This is a genomic window from Brevibacterium sp. RIT 803, assembly GCF_016892625.1.
In the GTDB taxonomy this organism is placed as follows: domain Bacteria; phylum Actinomycetota; class Actinomycetes; order Actinomycetales; family Brevibacteriaceae; genus Brevibacterium.
In genome coordinates, this window is the sequence record NZ_JAFEMW010000005.1 from 197,976 (window position 1) to 218,804 (window position 20,829).

At 62.2% G+C, this 20,829-nt stretch carries 18 protein-coding genes; 8 read left to right on the forward strand and 10 right to left on the reverse strand.

The window, feature by feature from the left end:
* Positions 1–42 precede the first annotated feature (42 nt).
* Entirely contained in the window at positions 43–834 is a 792-nt protein-coding gene (locus tag JTF07_RS16505) for an SDR family NAD(P)-dependent oxidoreductase (protein WP_204235312.1), read from the reverse strand.
* Between the two features lie 120 nt (positions 835–954).
* On the opposite strand from JTF07_RS16505, the gene JTF07_RS16510 reads away from it, so the two are divergent.
* A complete protein-coding gene (locus tag JTF07_RS16510) occupies positions 955–1,605 on the forward strand; it encodes a TetR/AcrR family transcriptional regulator (protein WP_204235313.1) in 651 nt (216 codons plus the stop codon).
* Between the two features lie 56 nt (positions 1,606–1,661).
* Here JTF07_RS16510 and JTF07_RS16515 read toward each other — a convergent pair whose 3' ends face one another.
* Positions 1,662–2,960 carry a DUF445 domain-containing protein gene (locus JTF07_RS16515; protein ID WP_204235314.1) on the reverse strand — a complete coding sequence of 433 codons (1,299 nt, stop codon included), beginning with the start codon at positions 2,958–2,960 and terminating at the stop codon, positions 1,662–1,664.
* A 238-nt stretch (positions 2,961–3,198) separates the two neighbouring features.
* Here JTF07_RS16515 and JTF07_RS16520 point away from each other — a divergent pair, with 238 nt between their 5' ends.
* The 4 genes from JTF07_RS16520 to JTF07_RS16535 all read left to right on the forward strand — a co-directional run bounded on the left by JTF07_RS16520 (position 3,199) and on the right by JTF07_RS16535 (position 6,621).
* A complete protein-coding gene (locus JTF07_RS16520; protein ID WP_204235315.1) occupies positions 3,199–3,417 on the forward strand; it encodes a hypervirulence associated TUDOR domain-containing protein in 219 nt (72 codons plus the stop codon).
* On the forward strand, positions 3,414–3,959 hold the full coding sequence (locus JTF07_RS16525) for a DUF488 domain-containing protein (protein ID WP_204235316.1): 546 nt from the start codon (positions 3,414–3,416) through the stop codon (positions 3,957–3,959). Before JTF07_RS16520 ends, JTF07_RS16525 begins: the two co-directional genes overlap by 4 nt.
* Before the next feature lie 155 nt (positions 3,960–4,114).
* Positions 4,115–5,314 (forward strand): acetylornithine deacetylase, encoded by a 1,200-nt coding sequence (argE, locus tag JTF07_RS16530; protein ID WP_353843998.1) that lies wholly within the window; start codon positions 4,115–4,117, stop codon positions 5,312–5,314.
* Positions 5,315–5,319: 5 nt separating this feature from the next.
* Positions 5,320–6,621: an MFS transporter gene (locus JTF07_RS16535; RefSeq protein WP_204235317.1), complete on the forward strand. Its 1,302-nt coding sequence runs from the start codon at positions 5,320–5,322 to the stop codon at positions 6,619–6,621.
* 255 nt (positions 6,622–6,876) lie between these two features.
* Here the strand turns inward: JTF07_RS16535 and rplI are convergent, their stop codons facing one another.
* The 8 genes from rplI to JTF07_RS16575 all read right to left on the reverse strand — a co-directional run bounded on the left by rplI (position 6,877) and on the right by JTF07_RS16575 (position 16,248).
* On the reverse strand, positions 6,877–7,335 hold the full coding sequence (gene rplI, locus JTF07_RS16540; protein WP_143922726.1) for a 50S ribosomal protein L9: 459 nt from the start codon (positions 7,333–7,335) through the stop codon (positions 6,877–6,879).
* 15 nt (positions 7,336–7,350) lie between these two features.
* Complete coding sequence (gene rpsR / locus JTF07_RS16545) at positions 7,351–7,590, reverse strand: 30S ribosomal protein S18 (protein ID WP_009882767.1); 240 nt, start codon at positions 7,588–7,590, stop codon at positions 7,351–7,353.
* A 36-nt stretch (positions 7,591–7,626) separates the two neighbouring features.
* The gene (locus JTF07_RS16550; protein ID WP_204235318.1) at positions 7,627–8,268 is read right to left on the reverse strand and encodes a single-stranded DNA-binding protein; all 642 of its coding nucleotides are present in this window, start codon (positions 8,266–8,268) and stop codon (positions 7,627–7,629) included.
* Between the two features lie 33 nt (positions 8,269–8,301).
* Positions 8,302–8,592, reverse strand: coding sequence for a 30S ribosomal protein S6 (rpsF, locus tag JTF07_RS16555; protein ID WP_114384810.1), 291 nt, complete (start codon positions 8,590–8,592; stop codon positions 8,302–8,304).
* 137 nt (positions 8,593–8,729) lie between these two features.
* Positions 8,730–10,055 carry a hypothetical protein gene (locus tag JTF07_RS16560; RefSeq protein WP_204235319.1) on the reverse strand — a complete coding sequence of 442 codons (1,326 nt, stop codon included), beginning with the start codon at positions 10,053–10,055 and terminating at the stop codon, positions 8,730–8,732.
* Positions 10,056–10,067: 12 nt separating this feature from the next.
* Positions 10,068–12,515: a transglycosylase domain-containing protein gene (locus JTF07_RS16565; protein WP_204235320.1), complete on the reverse strand. Its 2,448-nt coding sequence runs from the start codon at positions 12,513–12,515 to the stop codon at positions 10,068–10,070.
* Between the two features lie 386 nt (positions 12,516–12,901).
* On the reverse strand, positions 12,902–14,608 hold the full coding sequence (locus JTF07_RS16570; protein ID WP_286672977.1) for an AMP-binding protein: 1,707 nt from the start codon (positions 14,606–14,608) through the stop codon (positions 12,902–12,904).
* A gap of 113 nt (positions 14,609–14,721) precedes the next feature.
* Positions 14,722–16,248, reverse strand: a complete 1,527-nt coding sequence (locus JTF07_RS16575; protein ID WP_204235321.1) for a CCA tRNA nucleotidyltransferase — start codon at positions 16,246–16,248, stop codon at positions 14,722–14,724.
* Between the two features lie 119 nt (positions 16,249–16,367).
* On the opposite strand from JTF07_RS16575, the gene JTF07_RS16580 reads away from it, so the two are divergent.
* Genes JTF07_RS16580 through murJ form a run of 3 tightly spaced genes read left to right on the forward strand, consistent with a single transcriptional unit; the run spans position 16,368 to position 20,821 of the window.
* Positions 16,368–16,856, forward strand: coding sequence for an NUDIX domain-containing protein (locus tag JTF07_RS16580; protein ID WP_252199883.1), 489 nt, complete (start codon positions 16,368–16,370; stop codon positions 16,854–16,856).
* Entirely contained in the window at positions 16,853–19,204 is a 2,352-nt protein-coding gene (locus JTF07_RS16585; RefSeq protein WP_204235322.1) for a DUF6049 family protein, read from the forward strand. The genes JTF07_RS16580 and JTF07_RS16585 overlap by 4 nt, the downstream gene beginning before the upstream one ends.
* Before the next feature lie 3 nt (positions 19,205–19,207).
* Positions 19,208–20,821 carry a murein biosynthesis integral membrane protein MurJ gene (gene murJ, locus JTF07_RS16590; protein WP_204235323.1) on the forward strand — a complete coding sequence of 538 codons (1,614 nt, stop codon included), beginning with the start codon at positions 19,208–19,210 and terminating at the stop codon, positions 20,819–20,821.
* Positions 20,822–20,829: the final 8 nt, after the last annotated feature.

Consider the following 20,829-nt stretch of genomic DNA (forward strand, 5'->3'; position numbering starts at 1 on the left):
ATGGGCATGCAGATCTCAAATGGTTGGAAGCGTAATTACGGGTCACATGCCCATTCCCCCATCGACCTGCAGGGCGGCTCCGTTGACGAATCGTGATTCATCCGAGGCCAGGAACATCAAGGCATCCGTAATGTCTTCCTCCTCGCCCAAGCGACCCGAGGGAGTCAGATCGACGACTGCACCGACGGCAGCTTCCGGTGACTCGAAAAGACCCAGCTCGGAGACATCGTTGGCCAACCCGGCTCCCATCGCGTTGGGGACCAGACCAGGGAAGATGCAGTTCACGCGGACCCCGTATCCCAGTTTTCCGCTCTCCATTGCGGCCACTCTTGTCAAGCGATCGATCGCTGACTTGGTCGCGGAATAGACGGAGATTCCGGGAAAGGCGATGGTCGCCGCCACAGAGGCGACGTTGATGATCGTTCCGCCGCCTTCTGCGGGCCCACCCGGTCGCATAGCACGCATTCCGTGTTTGAGGCCCAGGACCGTACCGAGAACATTGACGTCGAGCATCTTCTTGGCGTCAGCAGGATCGATATCGGTGATCAGACTGGTGATCTCCAGACCGGCATTGTTGATGACAATGTCCAATCCTCCGAGTGCACCGACCGTTGAGTCGATCGCGGCCTGCCACGACGCATCGTCTGTGACATCGAGTTTGACGAAGTGGTTGCCCTCACCCAGTTCCGAGGCAACCTCGGCGCCGCGGTCCTGCAGGTCGGCGATCGCCACCGTGGCCCCTGCAGCGGAGAGTGCACGAGCGTATGACTCACCAAGGCCCTGTGCGCCACCTGTGACCAAAGCCCTGCGCCCGGTCAGATCGTATGTTGACATTTTCGGCTCCTTTGCCTGTGATTTATCTGGTGCGACCAGCGTCACATTCATTCTTGACAAGTGTCAAGACCAATTGTCCAAACCATTGATCCAGGTTCGGTCACCAGCTAGCATGGAAGCGTGGCAAGCACTCAGACTGAGCAGAAGTCTGCCCGCAGCAGGAGGGGCACGGGCAGCTACGACGAACGTCGGATCAAGCTCGCAGAATCCGCCTTGCGGACCCTCGGCCAGCTCGGCTATGCGCGAACGAGCCTGCGCGATATCGCGGCGAACTCTGAATTCAGCCACGGCGTGGTTCATTACTATTTCCGCGATAAGACCGAACTCATCATCTTCTGCGTCAAGCACTACAAGACCCAGTGCATGCACCGTTATGACTCGGTCGTGTCAGAGTCCACCACAGCGGATGGACTGCTCACCGGATTCGCTGACAAGCTCGTGCAGACGCTGTCGGAAGAGCCGTCGATGCACCGTCTCTGGTACGATCTGCGATCGCAGAGCATGTTTCAGGAGGCGCTTCGCGTCGATGTGTACGACATCGATCGTGGACTCGAGGACATGATCTGGCGGGTGGTGACCCGATACGCGGAGTTGAGCGAGAGTCGACCGATGATCGAATCGCGTGCCGCCTACACCATGTTCGATGGCATCTTCGAAAGCGCGCTGCGGGATTTCCTTGCCGATCGAGCGGGCACGGTCGAGTGGATCAGAGCTCAGGTGACAAGCCTTCTTCCGGCGCTGTGCACACCCGTGGACTCAACCTCGAGCTGATCGCCTGGCTGCTGCGGGCAACGGCGATTTCCAGGGTCGCGACAGCATGATCGCCCTCACCCGGGCAGCAGCACGATGATCGTGTGGATGAGAAGTCCGACCAGGGCTCCGATCACGGTTCCGTTGATACGGATGTACTGCAGATCCCGGCCGACGTAGAGCTCGATACGCTCGGCGGCTTCCTTCGCGTCCCAGCGTTCGATCGTGTCGGAGATGACGCTGGCGATCTCGGGGCCGAAGCTCTCGGCCAGGTCTCCGGCCGTGGTGGCGATCCTGTCATCGATCTTGGCGGCGAACTTCGAGTCAGCCTGCAGCCGCTGGGCGAATTCTCCGATGAGTTCCGAGATGCGTCCGCGCACCTCGCCATTGGGGTCGATGATGGCTTGGCGCAGGAGCTGCTTAAGGCTGCTCCAGATCTCGAGCACGGAGTCGACGACCCCTGACTGGCTGAGCAGGTCGTTGATGATGACCTCTGCCTTCTCCGACAGCGGAGTCTCCCCATTGAGGTCGTCGGAGAGGTCGACGAGCCAGGCGTCGAGGGCCTGACGGGCCTTGTGGTATTCGTTGTCGCGGACGTCGGCGACCCAACCGAGCACCTCTCGCTGCAGCCGGTTCGACAGCTGCTCGTTGACGAAATCGGGGACCCAGGACGGTGCCCGATTGTGGACGATCTCATCGATGACCTGCGGATTGTCGCTCAACCAGGAGTACGCCTCGGCGACGATGAGGTCGACAAGTTTGTGGTGCGCACCGTCGAGGACGATCTGGCGCAGCAGCTGCGCCAGCACCGGGGTCTTGCGGGTCGCGACCAGGCGCGGAATGATGACGTTCTTGGTCAGAGCCACGACGGATCCGTCGTCGATGCGAGCCAGCACATATTCGAGCCCACCGGCCGCGCGGTCGACCACGAGGTCACGGTTGGCGGATCTGCTCAACCACTCACCGGCACGATGGGAAACCTGAGCGGACCGGATCTTTGTCGACACCGCCTCGGCGTGGAGGAAGTTCGCGGCGACGAATGCGGACAGGCTCGCGCCCAGGGTGTCCTTCTTGCGCGGAATGATCGCGGTGTGCGGGATCGGCAGACCGAGCGGGTGGCGGAAGAGGGCGGTGACGGCGAACCAGTCGGCGATCGCACCGATCATCGCGGCCTCGGACGCGCGCGAGACGAAGCCCCAGACCCCGGTGTTGTCGGTGAAGATGTGGGTGATAAGGAAGACGATGGTGGCGAGGATGAGCAGCGACAGTGCCAGTGTGCGCATCTTGCGCAGACCCCGTCCCCGCTCCTGATCTTCCGGCGTCAGTTCGCTCGGACCGCCGAAGCGCGGCACGGACGGTACTTTTTCGATCGACATCGTTCCCCCCTTGTCATCTGTCATCGACTTTAGCGAAGTCCCCGCCCAAGATGGTCATCGGCAGGCTGTGCCGAGGCTGGGAACCTGAATCGCGGCCCCGCTTCCTCCGTCACGGCCCCGGTTTCTGAAACCGTACATGAAACCGCAACTGAGGCCGCGAGAGCGGTCCGCCCTGTTGCCGATGGCCTCATCGTGTTTGTATGGGAGAGACGACATTCGACGAATTGAGAAGGATGACATGGCGGAGAACTTTGCCGTCGGCGATCACGTGGGGTGGAACTCGGAGGCCGGCGAAGTCTCAGGCACGATCACAAAGGTCCACACCACAGACTTCGAATACAAGGGCCACAATCGTCGCGCTTCGAAGGATGAGCCGCAGTACGAAATCAAGAGCGACAAGACCGACCACATCGCCGCCCACAAGGGCACGGCTCTCCACCGGATCGACAAGAATTGAGCAGCTCGCGGTTCCTCACCATCGGCCATTCGAATCATTCCCTCTCGGAGTTCATCGACCTCCTGACCGAGAATTCCGCCGAGGTGGTTGTCGACGTCCGCAAATTGCCCGGATCGAAGAAGAACCCCCAGTTCAACGCGGATACTCTCTTCGATGACCTTGCCGAGTCGGGGGTGGAGCTGCGTCGGCTCGAAGGGCTGACCGGCAGGCGACCCGTGAACCATGACATCGGGTTCGAGGTCAATGGGTGGTGGAAGAACCGCAGTTTCCACAACTATGCCGATCATGCCCTGACGGAGGAGTTCCGCGACGATTTCGACCGGCTGCTTGAGTGGGGCGCGAACAGCCGCAGTGTGCTGATGTGCTCGGAGGCCGTGTGGTGGCGCTGCCATCGGCGCATCATCGCCGATAACCTGCTCGCCCACGACTTCCCAGTCACCCACATCATGGGCAAGAACCAGACCACTGCGGCCGAACTCAGCGCGGGGGCCACCGTCGCCAAGGACGGAACGGTCACGTACCCAGCTACCGACGAGGCGTGAGGCAGTAGTCTCAATTGACGAGACCAAACAGTCTCACCAACATTTCGGACGTAGTGTGTCGGGGTCTGGTCACCGCTGTCCCGCACGGGAGGGATCCGACCAGGTTCCGCTTCAGGCTGACCAGACGGTTCATCCCCGTACAGTCAGGAGCAGCCGTGTCCGCACTACCGGCCGAGGCCACCATTTCCGAGATCACCGATCTCATCACCTTCGACACCACGAGCCGGGACACGAATCTCCCACTCATCGATCACGTCGTCGAACGCCTCAAGGCCGCGGGCATCGAATCTCAGCTTGTGCCCAACGCCGAAGGCACCAAGGCGAATCTGCTGGCCACTCTGCCGGCCGCCGACGGTTCCACCAGCGGAGGCATCGTCCTGTCCGGGCACACCGATGTCGTACCTGTCGACGGTCAGGACTGGTCGAGCGATCCCTTCACCCCGCAGGTCAGGGACGGCAAGCTCTACGCGCGCGGCAGCGCAGACATGAAATCCTTCATCGGCGTCATCCTCGCCAAACTGCCCGAGCTGGCAGCCGCGAAGCTCAAGGAGCCCATCCACCTCGCCTTCTCCTATGACGAAGAGGTCGGCTGTGTGGGCGCGATCGACCTCGTGGACACAATCACCGAGGCGGGTCTGGCCCCTCGCGGCTGCATCGTCGGTGAGCCCTCGAGCATGCGGGTCGTGCGCGGACACAAGTCGATGAACGTCTTCCGCGTCGACTTCCACGGCGTTGCGGCCCATTCCTCCCTGACCCCGGAAGGTGTGAACTCGATTGCCTACGCCGCCGAGTTCGTCACCTTCGTCCATGCGGTCGCCGCCGAATTCCGCAGCGAGGGACCTTTCGATGAGAACTACGTCGTGCCCTTCACCACGGTGACAGCGAATACGATCAGCGGCGGCATCGCCGTCAACACGATCCCCGCCGAGGCGAGCGTGCAGTTCGAATTCCGATCCCTGGGATCCGTCGACCGTGAGGCCCTGGTTGAACGGTTCCGTGCCGAGGCGGCTCGTCTCGAACGCATGATGCGCGCGGAGAACGACAGCGCCCGAGTCGACTTCACCGTTGAGGCAGCCGCCCCCGGCTGCGAAACTCCGGCGGAGGCCGACATCGTCTCCCTGGCTGGTCAGTGGGGCGGAGAGATCAGCGACGACAAGGTCACCTACGGCACCGAGGCGGGGCTGTTCTCCAATGCCGGCATCCCCACTGTCGTCTGCGGCCCCGGGGACATCGCCCAGGCACACGCTCCCGATGAATTCATCGAACTCGAACAGATCGCCGCCTGCGAAGCGTTCATCGGCAACCTCATCACCGATCTCAGCGCAGAAGCCGACCCCAGCGCAGCAGGAAAGTAGGCACCATGAGTTCCTCCACCGCGAATCCGCAGCAAGAGCCCGTGCTCGAGGCGACTCCGGAACGTCTCCTTGCCGCACGCAAGGCCGTCATCTCCAGCTCGATCGGTGCAGCCCTCGAATGGTTCGACATCATCGTCTTCGCGTCGTTCGCCGTCGTGATCTCGGAGATCTTCTACCCCGAGGGTGATCCGGTCTTCTCCCTCATCCTCACGTTCGCCACGTTCGCGATCTCCTACCTGGTCCGCCCCATCGGTGGTCTGGTCCTGGGCCGGTTCGCCGATCGACGCGGACGTAAGCCGGCGCTGACACTGACACTGTTCCTCATGATGCTCGGCACGCTGCTCATGGCGATTGCCCCGACCTATTCGCAGATCGGTATCTGGGGCGCGCTCATCATCCTGACTTCCCGACTGCTGCAGGGATTCTCCGCCGGCGGCGAGTTCGGCACAGCGACGACCTTCCTTGTGGAGACCGCTCCGCACCGGAAGATGTACTACGCCTCCTGGCAGATCGCCAGCCAGGGCGCGTCGATGGCCTTGGCCTCGGCCTTCGGATTCGCCCTCAATACCTATCTCTCCGATGAAGCTCTCCATTCGTGGGGGTGGAGGGTGCCGTTCCTCATCGGTCTCCTCGTCGGACCCGTCGGACTCTACATCCGCTCCAAGCTCGACGAGACCGAGGAGTTCACGTCGAGGCCCCCGGCGAAGTCGCCCCTACGCACGCTCTTCGCCAACCACTGGGGTCGCATCCTCGCAGCCTCCGCATCGGTCGGTGTCGCCACGATCTCCGTGTACATGATCCTCTTCATGCCGACATTCGCAATGTCGAACCTGGGCATCTCACCGACGGCGGCCTACCTCGGCGGCATTCTGGCCGGTCTGATCTGCCTGATCGGCTCACCGCTGGTGGGTCGCCTTGCCGATCGCGTCGGTCCCGCGCGGATCATGACCTATGCTGCGGTCGCGGCCCTGGTGCTCGCGTGGCCGCTGTTCCAGCTCATCGTCACCCAGCGCAGCGTGCCCGCGTTCATCTTCGTCATCGCCGTGCTCGGTGTGATCATGGCGTTCTACTTCGCGCCGATGCCCGGAATGCTCTCCGTGCTGTTCCCTGCCGAGATCAGGGGCACCGGTCTGTCCACGGCATACAACATCGGTGTGACGCTCCTCGGTGGCATTGCTCCCTTGGTGCTCACGTGGCTGCTCGATATCACCGGTTCACTGAACTCGCCGAGCGTCTACTATATGGGAGTCGCCGTGCTCTCCCTCATCGGCCTGTCCTTCGTCCGCAGGCACTACGGCCAGCGCTGAGGCAGATGGCAGGGCCCGACTGACTCCGGCGACCGGCCTTCCGGCTTGCCGGCATGCCTCCCCGTCATCGCGCCCTGCCCTCAGAAGGCCCGCGCAGAATGTGGCCTCGGGGTCCAGCCTCGCTTCGCGCCCCAGTCGTCGAGAGCAGACAAAAACGTCGAGGGGACACTCTGTAGAGTGTCCCCTCGACGTTCAGCTCTGCTTTCGACTACGAGTCGAACTGACCAATGGCCAGCCGGACTCGCTGCGGAAGCATCAGGCCTTGCCGACGACCTCGAACTTGGCGTTCGCGGTGATCTCGTCGTTGACGCGCACGGTAGCGGTGTAGCTGCCGGAGGTCTTGACGTGAGCAGGCAGTGCAACCTGACGACGATCGAAGTCGTGTCCGGTTGCGGTGTTCAGCGCCTCGGCCACAAGTGCCGGGGTCACGGCGCCGAAGAGGCGACCGTTCTTGCCGGACTTGAGCTCGATGCGAGCGCTGGAGGATTCCAGCTGAGCCTTGACCTTGACTGCTTCATCGTGGTCGGCGATCTGCTTGGCCTGGCGGGTCTTGCGGAGAGCAAGGACATGCTTCTCTGCACCGGCGGACCATGCGGATGCCCAGCCACGGGGCAGCAGCAGGTTACGTGCGTATCCGGCCCGAACCTCGACGATGTCGCCGGCGGCTCCCAGACCATCAACTTCCTGGTTAAGAATTACTTTACGGTTTGACATGTTCTCACCCTCCGATCAGCGAGCAGTGCTCGAGTAGGGCAGAAGTGCCATCTCGCGGGCGTTCTTAACGGCCTTCGCGATGACGCGCTGTTCCTGCACGGTCACGCCGGTGACGCGACGGGCACGGATCTTGCCGCGGTCGGAAATGAACTTACGGAGCGTAGCGGTGTCCTTGTAGTGGATCTTCGCCGCTTCGCCCTTCTTGAGCGGATTAGCCTTCTTCTTGATAGGCTTCCGGATCTCTGGCTTGGCCATGAGTATCTCCTGATTTACGAAATGTCTTGAACGTGTTTAGAACGGTGGCTCATCGGCGCCCGGGTTGCCCCAGCCGCCGTTGCCGCCCTGTGGACTCGATGATGCCCACGGGTCGTTTGCCGGTGCATTGTTCCCCTGGCCGTAACCGCCCTGGCGCTGACCACCCTGCTGCGAGCCACCCTGTTGCGGGTTGCCCTGCTGTGGGTTGTTGCCCCAGCCCGACGACTGCTGCTGAGAGAAGCCACCCTGTTGGGAGCCTCCGCCCTGCTGCGCTCCGCCGAAGTTACCGCCACCGGAGAATCCGCCTCCGCTGCGTTCATTCTTCGTCACCTGAGCGGTGGCGCGTCGCAGGCTGGGGCCGACTTCGTCGACGTCCAGTTCCATGACGGTGCGCTTTTCGCCTTCTTTGGTTTCGAAGGACCGCGACTTGAGGCGGCCCTGAACGACGACCCGAGTACCACGCTGCAAGGATTCGGCTACGTTTTCGCCCATCTCACGCCACACCGAGCAGCGAAGGAACAGGGTTTCCCCGTCCTTGAACTCGTTGGACTGACGGTCGAACATACGCGGCGTCGAAGCCACGGTGAAGTTTGCGACCGCAGCACCGTTAGGTGTGAAGCGCAGTTCGGGATCACTTGTCAGGTTCCCGACGACCGTGATGACTGTTTCGCCTGCCATTGACTGCTCCTTGAAACGAGGTGCTTGACGCTATTACTTGGCGTCTGGGCGGAGGATCTTGGTGCGCAGGACGGACTCGTTGAGTCCGAGCTGACGATCGAGTTCCTTGGTCGTTGCAGGCTCTGCGTGGAAATCAACCACGACGTAGAAGCCTTCGGACTTCTTCTGGATGTCGTAGGCGAAGCGCCTGCGTCCCCAGATGTCCACGTTGTCGACGGTTCCGTTTTCAGCCGGGACAACCTTCATCAGTTTGTCCACGGTGTCAGCCAACGTCCGCTCTTCGGTTTCGTTGTCAAGAATGAGCATGAGCTCGTAATGACGCATCTGTCACCCACCTCCTCTGGTCTTTGCGGCCATGGTCGTTCCATGGCAGGAGGGCATATGCATGTCCGTTCCAGCCCCCACGATGGTCGTGAAATGGGAACAGACCTCCACAGTCTAGTGGACGCGCACCGGTGGTGTCATGTCGGATTCCCGTGCCCTTGGACACGGACCGTGGGATGGTCATCGTCGACTCGCCGAGGAGGTCCTGTCCTGAGCAGTCGACCGCGGATCCGTCGCCGGTACAGATTCTCACCCGCGCAGATGACGACAGCGACGAGGACGAGCAGTCGCAGGAGAGTCAGGAGTGCGACGAATGTCGGTTCAAGGCCTTTGTCCGCTTCGATCGCGGTGACTTCGCCGAGGTGGACGGCAATGGCGAAGGCCGCCTCCGCCAGTGCCCAGAAGATGAGCACCCACCAGCGACGGACTGTGAGCGCGAAGAACGGCAGGATCCAGAGACTGTCCCAGGGCATCATCCCCGGCGCCAGCAGCAGGCAGCCACCGATGAGGAGGCAGGCGGAGACGGCTGGGTCGAGTCCTGCTCTGCGCACCATGTACAGCGCGATGGTGACCGCGGCGATGACACCCGCACTGGCGATGATCCACACCGGCGCCCACACCTCGGCGGTTCCCAGGCGCGCCATGACGAGGATCGAGGCGAAAGACCCACCGTCGACGGCGTCGCCCATCCAGTCCACGATCCGTTCGACGGCGCTGCCGTCGATGACCAGGATGAGCGCCGAGGTGATTGTGAGCGCGGCGAGCATCATCCGCGGATCCCGGGGGCGCAGCCTTCCGGCCGGGTGCGGCCCAGCGAGACACAGCGCGAGCACGACCAGAAGGGCCAGCGGGTTGACGAATGAGGCTATGCCGAGCAGGACCCCGGACAGCCACGGTCGAGGGGTCACCGGCGACGATCCGACGAAGATGACCATGGCCCACACGCTCAGCGCCAAAGCCACCGGGTCCAGGGTCGAGCCCAAGGTGAAGAGGATGACCGGGGAGGCGAAGGCCGCGACCAGCCAAGCTCGCTGCCTGGCGAGGACCAGGAGTGCGACGCCGAGAGCGGCGAAGGCGATGACGTTGACGAGTAGAACGAACGTCATGAAGACGGAGACGTCGTCGGTCACGAGCTTCATCAGCTGGACGAAGCGGGCATCGATCACCGACAGTCCGGCCATCCCTCCGTGGGAGCGACCCAGGGCCTCCTCAGGATTGGTCTGACCGAGGAATGCCGTGGACAGAGGTCCGGAGCACATCCTCGCCGAGGCGGATGGCTGTGCGTAGCCCGAACTCAGACAGGGGCCCTGCAGGGCGAGAGCGAGAAAGGTCATCAGGCCGAGGATTCCGGCGAAGATGTAGGCCTGGCCACGCCTGTAACGTGCTCCCGCAGATGCGAGATGAATGCCGTCCGGACCGCCGAGCAGAGGCTCGGCGATCCGGGTGCTGGACAGAGAAGGCATGACTAGAGGTTACTAGTCGTCGACTCCGGGGCCTGTCGGTGGCTTAACGGGCAACCCGCCTGACCCCTCATCATCAGACGATCCGCCATCTTCAGCGGCTCCACCGCCCCCGGTGTCGGAACCATTGCCATCCTTGGAACCGCCGGTGTCGGAACCATTGCCATCCTCGGAACCGCCGGTATCGCTGCTGTTGCCGTCTTTCGAACCGCTGTCATCGTTCGACGAGCCATTGTCCTCGCGACCGTCGGCGGAGTCCTTGGAGTCCTTGGAGCCGTCCTCCGAATCCTTCGAACCGTCGGCGTCCTTATCCTTGTCCTTGTCGTCGTCGTCCTTCGGCTTCTCGCTCGGCTCGTCGACTGGGGCCTTCTCGTCGGACCCGTCGCCGCCATCGCTGCCGCTCGGAGCCTCGGGTTCCGGCGCCTTGGGTTCGGGTTTCGGAACTGCCGGTGCGTTGGTGTTCTTAGGCTTCGGCTTGTCCGGCAGTTCGCCACGCTCGGGGAACTGTTCGACCTTGGTTCCCTGGAGCGCGTCCTGCATGTACTCAGTCCACACTTGAACAGGGAAAGACCCGCCCGTGACCTCGCCGCGGCCGCCGTAGGAGCCGATCGACATCTGCTTGCCGTCGACCTCACGGTAGAGGACCACTGATGTCGCAAGGTTCGGGGTGTAGCCCGAGAACCAGGCCGCCGTGTTGTTGTTCGTCGTACCGGTCTTGCCCGCTGCTGGTCGTCCGAGCTGCTGGGCATAGCTGCCCGAGCCGCCGTTGATGACCTGCTGCAGAGCGAAGGAGGTCTCAGCTCCCACCGCTTTGTCGAAGACGCGCTTGCCCTTGGTCTCGCCCTTGTAGACCTCCGTGTCGTCGGCCCCCTGAGTGACCTTCTTGATCGTGTGCGTGTCATGGTGGACACCGTTGGCGGCGAAGGTCGCGTAGGCCGAGGCCATGTCGATCGGCTTCACGCTCGGTGTTCCCAACACGTTCGAGGGGTTCGGGGTGAGTCCGATGGAGCATCCGCCCGTGTCACCGGACTCCATCTCCTTGTCCGTGCAGTTGCCGCTCAGGCCCGCTCGCTGTGCCACGTCGACAGTCTTGTCCGGACCGACCTGGACATTGAGCGCGGCATAGGCCGTGTTGATCGAGGACTGGGTGGCCTTGAGCAGACTCACGGGACCGTAGCTCGTATTGCCGAAGTTCGACAGCTCCCATGGAGTGCCGTCGTTGTTCAGAGTCGTCGGACTCGTACCGGGGTAGGTATCGGTGAGTCGCACACCGTTCTCAAGCCCAGCCACCAAGGCGAAGGGCTTGAAGGTCGAACCGGCCTGCACATGGCTCTGCGTCGACGCGTTGAATGCCTGATCGAGGTAGTTCTTACCGCCGTAGAAGGCCTCAATTCCACCGTTGTCAGGATTGATCGAGACCAATCCCGTCTGCAGCCCCTCCGGCTGATCGGACGGCAGGTTCTTGATGGCCTTCTCGGCCTGCTTCATCCGGTCCTCGTCGAAGGTAGTCGTGATGTTATAGCCACCACGGTCAAGCTGCGCCTCGGTGATGTCGAGCTTGCGCAGGGCCTCACGGCGGACGAAGTCCCACATGTAGCCCTTCTGGCCGGACAGTGAAGATTCCTTGTTCTGCTTCTTCACCTTCGGCATCTCGATCTTGGCTGCCTGCTCCTCAGTGATGAAGCCCTCATCGACCATCGACTTCACGACGTAGTCGAAACGATCCTGGTAGACCTCAGGGTTGTCCGAGGGATCGGCCGCTCCTGGGCGCTGGATCATCGCTGCCAGCAAGGCCGACTCGCTGACGTCGAGGTCCTTCGCCGACTTATCGAAGTAGTTCTGGCTGGCAACCTCGATGCCATAAGACCGACGTCCGAGGTAGATGGTGTTGAGGTAATTGGCAAGGATGTCGTCCTTGCTTTGCTGCTGATCGATCTTCAGCGAGATGAACATCTCCTTGACCTTACGATCGAAGGAGTGCTCGTTCGTCAGGTAGAAGTTCTTCACGTACTGCTGCGTGATGGTCGATCCACCGCCGGCGTACTGATTGGTCGCCACACCGACGACTGCGCGGGAGAGTCCCTTGATGGAGATTCCGCGATTCTCGTAGAACGAGGTGTCTTCCGCAGCTACCGCAGCCTTCTGCATCGGCTCGGAGATCTCATCGATTCTGACCGACTTCCGGTCCTCGACCTTGTACTGCCCGATGGGCGTCTTGCCATCGTTGTAGTAGATGGTCGAGGTCTGACCTGTGGCCTCTTGATTGGGTTCGGGGACGTCTGTGGTCGCATATCCGATCGAGAACAGCACGCAGAGGAGAATGACGATGCTGAGTCCGCCGACGACGAGCAGCCGGATGCTGGGCAGAAAACGCGTCCATCCGTGCACGCCTGAGCGCGGATAGTTGAGAATATTCTTCGTCTTCTTGCCTCTGGTTTTGGCTTGTCTTTGTCCCTTAGCCACCCAAGGTCCTCCAGGTCAGTTTGCCTGCCGCATTGCGTGGCGACGAGGTTCGATAAGGTCACACTTGAGCTTCAGTCTGGCACGCGTTCTTTGGAACAGAGTGAAAATCCCCTGAATCCAGCGCCAAGTCACCCCAGTTGTTACTTGCAAGCACATATGAGTAGCGATGTATGCCCACTCTCACCAGCGATTTTACCGTTCCACCTAGGGATCGACCACACCAAGTGGCGAATTGCTCACATTTAGCCGTTTTTTCAACTATTAGTCGCCTGTCGGCCCAACTTCGTGCATAGAACTGTGCACTCCAGACCCGAACTGCTCATTGAGAGTAGGCCGCCGACGAATACTTTCCGTGCAGATTCGCCCTCAGCAATCGCCGAGGGCGGTCAGCTCTTGAGGTCGAAGTCCGTGTCTGCGTACTCCTTGCCTTCGACAGCCGGCTCACCGCTGAACGGATGCAGCTGGTCCTCACGGGCACGAAGTTCGACACGGCGGATCTTGCCGGAGATGGTCTTCGGCAGCTCGGAGAACTCGAGCCGGCGGATGCGCTTATAAGGGGCCAGGTGCTCACGGCAGTAGGCGAGGATCTCCCGAGCGGTGTCCGCGTTGGGCTCGAAACCACCCGCCACGACGACATAGGCCTTGGGAACAGCGAGACGGACAGGATCCGGCGAGGGGACCACAGCCGCCTCGGCGACGGCCTCGTGCTCGATGAGCACACTCTCAAGCTCGAACGGCGAGAGTCGATAGTCACTGGCCTTGAACACGTCGTCGGCGCGCCCGACATAGGTGATGTAACCGTTCTCGTCGCGTTCGGCCACGTCACCGGTGTGATAGACGCCGCCTTCGAAGGCTTCAGCGGTCTTCTCCTCATTGGACCAATATCCGCTGGTCAGTCCCAAGGGTCGCGGGTCGAGGCGAAGGCAGATCTCGCCTTCGTTGCCCTCTTCACCGGTCGCGGGATCGATGAGGACCACGTCGTAGCCGGGGAGCACCTTGCCCATGGAGCCGTATTTGAGCTCCTGATCAGGCGAGTTGCCGACCTGCAGCGTGGTCTCCGTCTGACCGTAGCCGTCGCGGATGAGCACATCCCATTCCTGCTTGACCCGGTCGATGACCTCCGGATTGAGGGGCTCGCCGGCACCCAGGGCGATCTTCGGCGGAGTCTTGAGATGGCTGAGGTCTGCCTGGATGAGCATGCGCCACACCGTCGGAGGAGCACAGAAGCTGGTCACGCCGACCCGGTCCATGGTCTCCATCAGGGCATTCGCGTCGAAGCGCGAGTAGTTGTAGAGGAAGACACAGGATTCGGCGATCCAGGGAGTGAAGATATTCGACCAGGCGTGCTTGGCCCAGCCGGGCGAGGCGACATTGAGGTGGACGTCGCCGGGCCTCAGCCCCATCCAGTACATCGTGGACAGGTGGCCGACGGGGTAGGACACGTGAGAATGGGCGACCATCTTCGCCTTCGAGGTCGTGCCCGAGGTGAAGTAGAGGAGGAGAAGGTCATCAGCGCGGGAGGTGCCCTGCGGGTCGAAGCGTGAGTCTTCATCGTCGGCATCGACATAGCTGTAGTCCTGCTGGCGCGTCGCATCGTCACCGACGACGATGCGCACCACCTCGGCGTCGACATCGTCGAACTTCGCGGCATCCTCAGATCCGGCGATGACGAACTCGGCCCTGCCGCGATCGACACGATCATTGAGGTCGATCGGACCCAACTGGGTGGTTGTCGGCAGAAGGACCGCGCCGAGCTTGATGCCGGCGAGCATGGTCTCCCACAGCTCGACCTGGTTGTTGAGCATGATCATGACGTGGTCGCCGCGCTTCACGCCTGACCGACGGAGGAAGTTGGCCACCTGATTCGAACGACGGGAGAGCTCCGCATAGCTCCACTTGCCCTCCGACCCGTCCTGCTCGACGATCCACAGGGCTGGGCTGTCGTTGCCCTCGGCAACCTTGTCGAACCAGTCGATGCCGAAGTTGAAGTGATCGAACCGCGGCCATTCGAAGCCGTCACCGGCCGCCGCGGCATCGCTGCGCAACTCGATCAGCTTGTCTCTGGCTGCACGGAACTCATCGGTCACAGTCATCAGGATCTCCTCACATCGTCGCCTGCGCCACACCATGTGACCGCAAGCACAAACATACGCGAATTACGAAGTTATCAGTTGGTGTGAGGACGACAACAGGCGGGGGTGGAGACTTAGGACTGCTCCCCGGGCTCGCTGGGCCCAGCTTCTCCGGGATCAACTTCCGCGGGCCCGTGCTCGGCCCACCACTGACGCAGAACCTCTTCGGCGCGATCAGGTCCCAGCGGACCGTGCTCCATCCGCTCCTCGAGAAGGTGCTTGTAGGCCTTGCCCACCAGCGGCGAGGGTTTGATGTCGAGGATGGCCATGATCTGCCGACCGTCGAGGTCAGGGCGGATCGCGGCGAGCTCCTCCTGTTCGCTGAGCTTCTCGATCCGGTGCTCCAGGTCGTCGTAGGCGAATGCGAGCCGATCAGCTTTCTTCTTGTTCCGTGTGGTCACGTCTGCGCGGGTGAGGATGTGCAGTCGCGAGAGCAGCGGGCCGGCGTCAGTGACGTAGCGCCGCACCGCAGAATCGGTCCATCCGGCGTCACCGTAGCCGTAGAAGCGCAGATGCAGTTCGACCAGACGGCCAACGGCCTTCGTGGTGTCCTTGTCGAAGCGCAGCGCCTTCATCCGCTTCGCGGTCAGCTTCGCACCGACGGCATCATGGTGATAGAAGGTGACTGCCCCACCGGGTAGGAATCTGCGTGTCGCAGGTTTGCCCACATCGTGCATGAGCGCAGCGAAGCGAACGGTGAAATCGGGCACGACGAGATGGTTGGGGTCATCAGCGCTCAACCCGGCTTCGCGCTGTTTGGCCGCATACTGCTCTTCGAGCTCCACAGCCTGGCGCAGCACGGTCAGCGAGTGCTGATAGACGTCCTTGTGGCGGTGGTGTTCATCGGTCTCCAGCCGCAGACCTGCGACTTCGGGCAGGACGTGATCGGCGACATCGGTGCGCACCAGCACATCGATGCCCGCGGCCGGGTCGATGCCGGTCATCAGTTTGAACAGCTCCACCTGGATGCGTTCGGCGGAGATGATCGCAATCCGATCGGCCATGTCACGCATCGCCGCTTCCACCTCGGCGACGGGAGCGAGACCCAGCTGAGCGGTGAAACGCGCGGCGCGCATCATGCGCAGCGGATCATCAGAGAACGAATCCGCGGCCGTGCCCGGGGTGCGGATGACACCCTCGACGAGGTCGGTGAAGCCATCGAACGGGTCGACGAAGCTCATTGCGGGCAGGCGAATCGCCATCGCACCGATGGTGAAATCGCGTCGGATCAGGTCAGCGTCGAGATCTGTGCCGAATTTCACGGTAGGTTTGCGCGAATCCGGGTCGTAGGCTTCGGCACGGTAGGTCGTGATCTCGATCTGCACACCGGACTTGATCGCGCCGATGGTGCCGAATTCCCGCCCGATGTCCCAATGTGTGTCGACCCAGTCGGAGATGAGGGAGAGGATGTCGTCGGGGCGCGCATCCGTGGTGAAGTCGAGATCGGGCATCGGACGGCCCAGAAGTGCATCGCGAACGGATCCGCCGACGAGCGCGAGTTCGAATCCGGCCGCGGCGAAGCGCTTGCCCAGGGGCCCGAGAATGTTCTCGAGCTCATCGAGCTTGTCGTACAGACGGGCGTGCGCAGTCTTCGGGTCCACCGAGCTCCTTCGTGTTCTACCGTGCCGTTCCGATCGGAGACGACTCATCTACAGCCGAGTCCAGCCTACCGGGAGCGCGCCCAACGACACTTCCAAGAATCGCCTACTAAGGTAGGAGAATGACCACACCGATGCCCAAGCCGGGACCCAGAGCGTCTCGTCGCACCACGGTAGAGGAGATATCCGCCGGGGGCATCATCGTCGACTTCACACGCCCGGAACTGACCGTGGCCGTGATCGCCCGGATCAACCGGGCAGGACGGATCGAATGGTGCCTTCCCAAGGGTCACCTCGAAGGAATTGAGACCCCCGCCGAGGCGGCTCGCCGTGAGGTGGAAGAGGAGACAGGTATCCTCGGGCAGATAGTCTGCCCCCTCGGCACCGTCGACTACTGGTTCACGGTGACCGGAATCCGCATCCATAAACTCGTCCACCACTTCCTGTTGCGTGCACGGTCTGGGACGTTGACCGTGGATAATGATCCTGACCAGGAAGCGATCGACGCTGCGTGGATTCCGTTCAACGATCTGCGCTCCCGGCTCTCATTCGCCAATGAGCGTCGCATCGTTGCCGCCGCCCGTCCGATGGTCGCCCGATTGGAGCAGTGAAACCCATCAGCCATATGCGTTTCCTCCTCGCCCTGCTGAGCACAGTCCTTCTGCTCGCAGGGTCAGTTTTCGTCGTCCCGCTCATGGAATCGAAGCCGGCAGTCGCCGCCGGTTCGTCTGCCGCCGATGGCTCCTCAGCGAGCGGCGGCTCCTCAGCGGACGGCGGCAAGTCCGGTGACTCCGAAGTCGCCATCACCCTCGACGAGGTGACGCCCTGGGTCGATGCAAAGGGCACACTCAAGGTGCGCGGCACGATCGCGAACCCCACGGATGATGCGATCTCCGATCCTGACCTGCATCTGGCGATGTCGATGCAGAAGCTCGATTCCGGACGCAAGATCGAGAGCTGGAAGACCGACCAGTCCCAGAACCGCAGCATCGCCGACCTCGAGAACAACGGTCCCGACGCCCGTAAGAAGGCCAAGGAGGGCTCAAACGGAGACTCCGACCCGATGACTGCGGTGGACACCACGTTCGAGGATGAGATCGCGGCCGGGTCCTCCGCAGAATTCACGATCTCCGTCCCCGCAGATGATCTCGGACTGCAGAAGTCCTCTCCGGTCGCGAACTGGGGCCCGCGTGGACTGAGCGTGCAGCTCGGCGATGCCACCGGGCGACTCGCCTCCGAAGTCGGCTTCTCCACCTGGTACCCGAGCCCGAAGTTCGACAAGACCAAGATCAGTATGCTTGCCCCGGTGACGATTCCGGCTCACACCTCTGACGGCATCATCGCCCCCGACGTCCTCGACAAGGCGATCGGCAAGAACGGCTCTCTGACGTCGATCATGAACGTTCTCGACACGCCCGGAGTGGGAATCGCCCTCGACCCCCGGATCATCGCCTCCTTCGAATCGGCTGTAGCCGAACCACCGCCAGACGATGACGGGTCAGATCCCCAGGAGTCGGAAGAGCCCTCCCCGCAGGGCACGGAAACGGCAACTACGGGTCCCGATGCCCAGGGCCCCGATCCCGGCGCGAATTCCAATGACGAGGGCGGCGACGACGAGTCGGAAGCCCAGGAAGAGCAGCGCAAGCGCCTCGACACCTGGTATCAGGACTTCCTTGCCGAAGCGGACTCGCACACCGTCATCGCTCTGCCCTATGGCGACCCCGACCAGGCGTCGCTGGTGGACAGTGACCTGGAGAGTCTTGGCACGTTCGCGCAGAAACAGAAGCAGATCGTCAAGGATGTCCTGCCGAAGGCCAAGACCGACATCGCCTGGCCAGTCGCCGGCTCCGCACAGCGCGAGCATCTCGCTGACTTCGCCAAGGCCGGTGATCAGACCGTGATCCTCAGCAACAACCAGCAGCCATCTCTGGCAGGGGTCCACGACGACGCCCACTCGAAGACTCGCATCACCGCCGATGCACAGTCATCGATCGACACTCTGATCACCGATACGGCTCTGTCGCAGCAGAGCGCCAAGATCATCGGTTCCGATCATCCCGCTTCGGGCATCTCAGAACTGGTCGCGACAACCGCCGCGATCCAAGCGGAGTCCCCCTACCGGACACGACATCTGCTCTTGCCCATGCCGCGCACGGCAGCCTCGGCGAACTGGGAGGGTACGGTCAAGTCCGTCGCGGACGCTCCCTGGGTCGATCCGTCCGGCATCGATGATCTCCTCGACACCGACCCCGTGCCGCGCGGGCTGCTGCAGTCAGGAGCGGGTCCGAAGGCGATCGGAACCAAGGCAGTGCACAGCCTCGCAGAGACCCGGACGACGCAGAGGAAGTTCAACAGTGTGTTCTCTGACCCGGCGAGTGCGAATACACGGCTGGACCGTGAGCTGCTCAGCTGCACCTCGGTCGCGTGGACCCTGGAGGGCAGTGCGAAGAGCTGTGCCGACGATGCCCAGGCTTCGAGTGAGAAGGTGAGGAACAGCCTCTACCTCGAGAAGGGCTCCTCAGTGCTGCTAGTCACCGGTGAGGAGACAACCATCCCGGTGACGATCGTCAACGATTCACCCGCCGAGGCGAGCATGAGCATCCGGATGAAGCCGAAGACCCCCCAGCTGCGGGCCGAGCCCACCGAGACAGTCGTCGTGCCCTCCCAGGAGACCATGCGCGTCGACGTTCCCGTCGAAGGCCTGGCCAACGCAGACGTCCCGACGACGATCGAGATGGTCGCCACCGACGACGTCGTCCTGCCGAAGAACGAGACGCTGCTCGTCAGGGTGCGCGCCGACTGGGAGAACATCGGTACGGCCGTAGTCGGATTCGCACTGGCCGCCGTGTTCGTGATCGGCTTGATCAAGACGATCTCCCGCGGACGCAGGAAGATCCCCGAACAGCAGCTGGCCGATGCGATGGCCCGCGCGCAGAACGACGAATCGGAAACGAGGTAAAGCGTGTCCAGTTTCTCAGCGCTGGCCAAGTCCTCGGCCATTATGACCGCAGGCACACTGACTTCGCGTGTGCTGGGCCTGGTCAAGGCCTCACTGCTCGCGACGGCGATTGGAATCACCGCAGTCCAGGCGGACGCCTTCGATGTCGCCAACAAGGTGCCCAACACCTTGTACATGCTGCTGGCCGGAGGTGTGGTCAACGCCGTCCTCGTCCCGCAGCTGGTCCGGGCGTCGAAGCGCAAGGACGGAGGCGAGGACTATACGAACCGTCTGCTGACTCTGGCGTTCATGATCCTTGCGGTGGTCAGCATCGTCGCCACAATCGCTGCTCCGGTCCTCGTGTGGCTCTATTCCTCCGGGTGGGGGCCGGATCAGATGGCCCTGGCAACGGCCTTCGCATTCTGGTGCCTGCCGCAGCTGTTCTTCTACGGTCTCTACACGCTCTTGGGCCAGGTGCTCAACGCGAAGTCCTCATTCGGTCCATATATGTGGGCACCGGTGCTCAACAATGTCGTCGCCATCGTTGGACTTCTCGTCTTCATCCTTGTCTTCGGCACGAACAATGCTTCCCCTCATCATTTGAGCACCTGGACTCCGGACAAGATCGCCCTCATCGGAGGATCAGCCACACTGGGTGTCGCCGCTCAGGCTCTCATCCTGATCTGGCCGCTCAAACGCATCGGCTTCAAGTACAGGCCGACGTTCGGGTTCCGTGGGGTCGGCCTCGGCACCGCTGGCAAGGTGGCGTTCTGGACCTTCTCCGCGATGCTCATCGGCCAGATCGGATTCCTGATCATTTCCCGCGTCGCCGCTGGTGCCTCGGTTCCGGGAGAGGGCAATGCCTCGAACGCCGCCTACACTAACGGCTACCTGGTGTTCATGCTCCCGCACTCGCTCATCGCAGTGTCGCTAGCCACGGCACTCTTCACCTCGCTGAGCAGAGATGCCGCCAACAACGACACCAAAGCTGTTGTCGGTGACTTCTCCATGGGCATACGCATGGTCGGATTTGTGAATTCGTTCGCTGTCGCTGCACTCGTCGTCCTCGCGTCGCCTGTGGCGATGATCATCGCCGGCGATGGCCGCGAACAAGCGATGGCCGTGGGATTAGTGATCATCACGATGGTCTTCGGCCTCATCCCCTTCAGCGCCAACTACCTGGCACAGAGGGTCTTCTACGCCTATGAGGACGCGAAGACACCGTTCCTCATCCAGCTCCCGCAGGTGATCTTCCAGTCCTTGGCGGTGCTATCTGCATCGATCTTCCCGAAATCGGTCACGGTCGCCATCATCGGACTGACGATGAGTCTGGGCTACCTGTTCGCGATGATCCTCTCGTTCGCGCTCCTGTCGAAGCGCCTCGGCGGGATTGATCTCCGCACGATCCTCGGCGCCCATGTGAAGTTCTTCGTAGCAGCGTTGCTTGCCGGATTGGCCGGTTATGGGCTGCTCTTCTTCTTCCCGGACTTCGCATTGTCCGGCAGGTGGCAGGCATTCGTCTGCGCCGCTGGCGTCGGCACTCTCATGCTCGTCATCTTCCTGGGAGCATCTTATTTGCTGAAAGTCAGAGAGTTGCATTCGATTATTGGCGTGGTTGCTGGAAAACTAAGAAGATAGCCTGCGCA

What these genes read in the sequence shown, in the direction of transcription:
- JTF07_RS16505 (WP_204235312.1), bottom strand. Translation starts at nt 834, where the DNA reads ATGTCAACATACGATCTGACCGGGCGCAGGGCTTTGGTCACAGGTGGC.
- JTF07_RS16515 (WP_204235314.1), bottom strand. Translation starts at nt 2,960, where the DNA reads ATGTCGATCGAAAAAGTACCGTCCGTGCCGCGCTTCGGCGGTCCGAGC.
- JTF07_RS16520 (WP_204235315.1), top strand. Translation starts at nt 3,199, where the DNA reads ATGGCGGAGAACTTTGCCGTCGGCGATCACGTGGGGTGGAACTCGGAG.
- JTF07_RS16535 (WP_204235317.1), top strand. Translation starts at nt 5,320, where the DNA reads ATGAGTTCCTCCACCGCGAATCCGCAGCAAGAGCCCGTGCTCGAGGCG.
- rplI (WP_143922726.1), bottom strand. Translation starts at nt 7,335, where the DNA reads ATGTCAAACCGTAAAGTAATTCTTAACCAGGAAGTTGATGGTCTGGGA.
- rpsR (WP_009882767.1), bottom strand. Translation starts at nt 7,590, where the DNA reads ATGGCCAAGCCAGAGATCCGGAAGCCTATCAAGAAGAAGGCTAATCCG.
- JTF07_RS16550 (WP_204235318.1), bottom strand. Translation starts at nt 8,268, where the DNA reads ATGGCAGGCGAAACAGTCATCACGGTCGTCGGGAACCTGACAAGTGAT.
- rpsF (WP_114384810.1), bottom strand. Translation starts at nt 8,592, where the DNA reads ATGCGTCATTACGAGCTCATGCTCATTCTTGACAACGAAACCGAAGAG.
- JTF07_RS16560 (WP_204235319.1), bottom strand. Translation starts at nt 10,055, where the DNA reads ATGCCTTCTCTGTCCAGCACCCGGATCGCCGAGCCTCTGCTCGGCGGT.
- JTF07_RS16570 (WP_286672977.1), bottom strand. Translation starts at nt 14,608, where the DNA reads ATGACTGTGACCGATGAGTTCCGTGCAGCCAGAGACAAGCTGATCGAG.
- JTF07_RS16580 (WP_252199883.1), top strand. Translation starts at nt 16,368, where the DNA reads ATGACCACACCGATGCCCAAGCCGGGACCCAGAGCGTCTCGTCGCACC.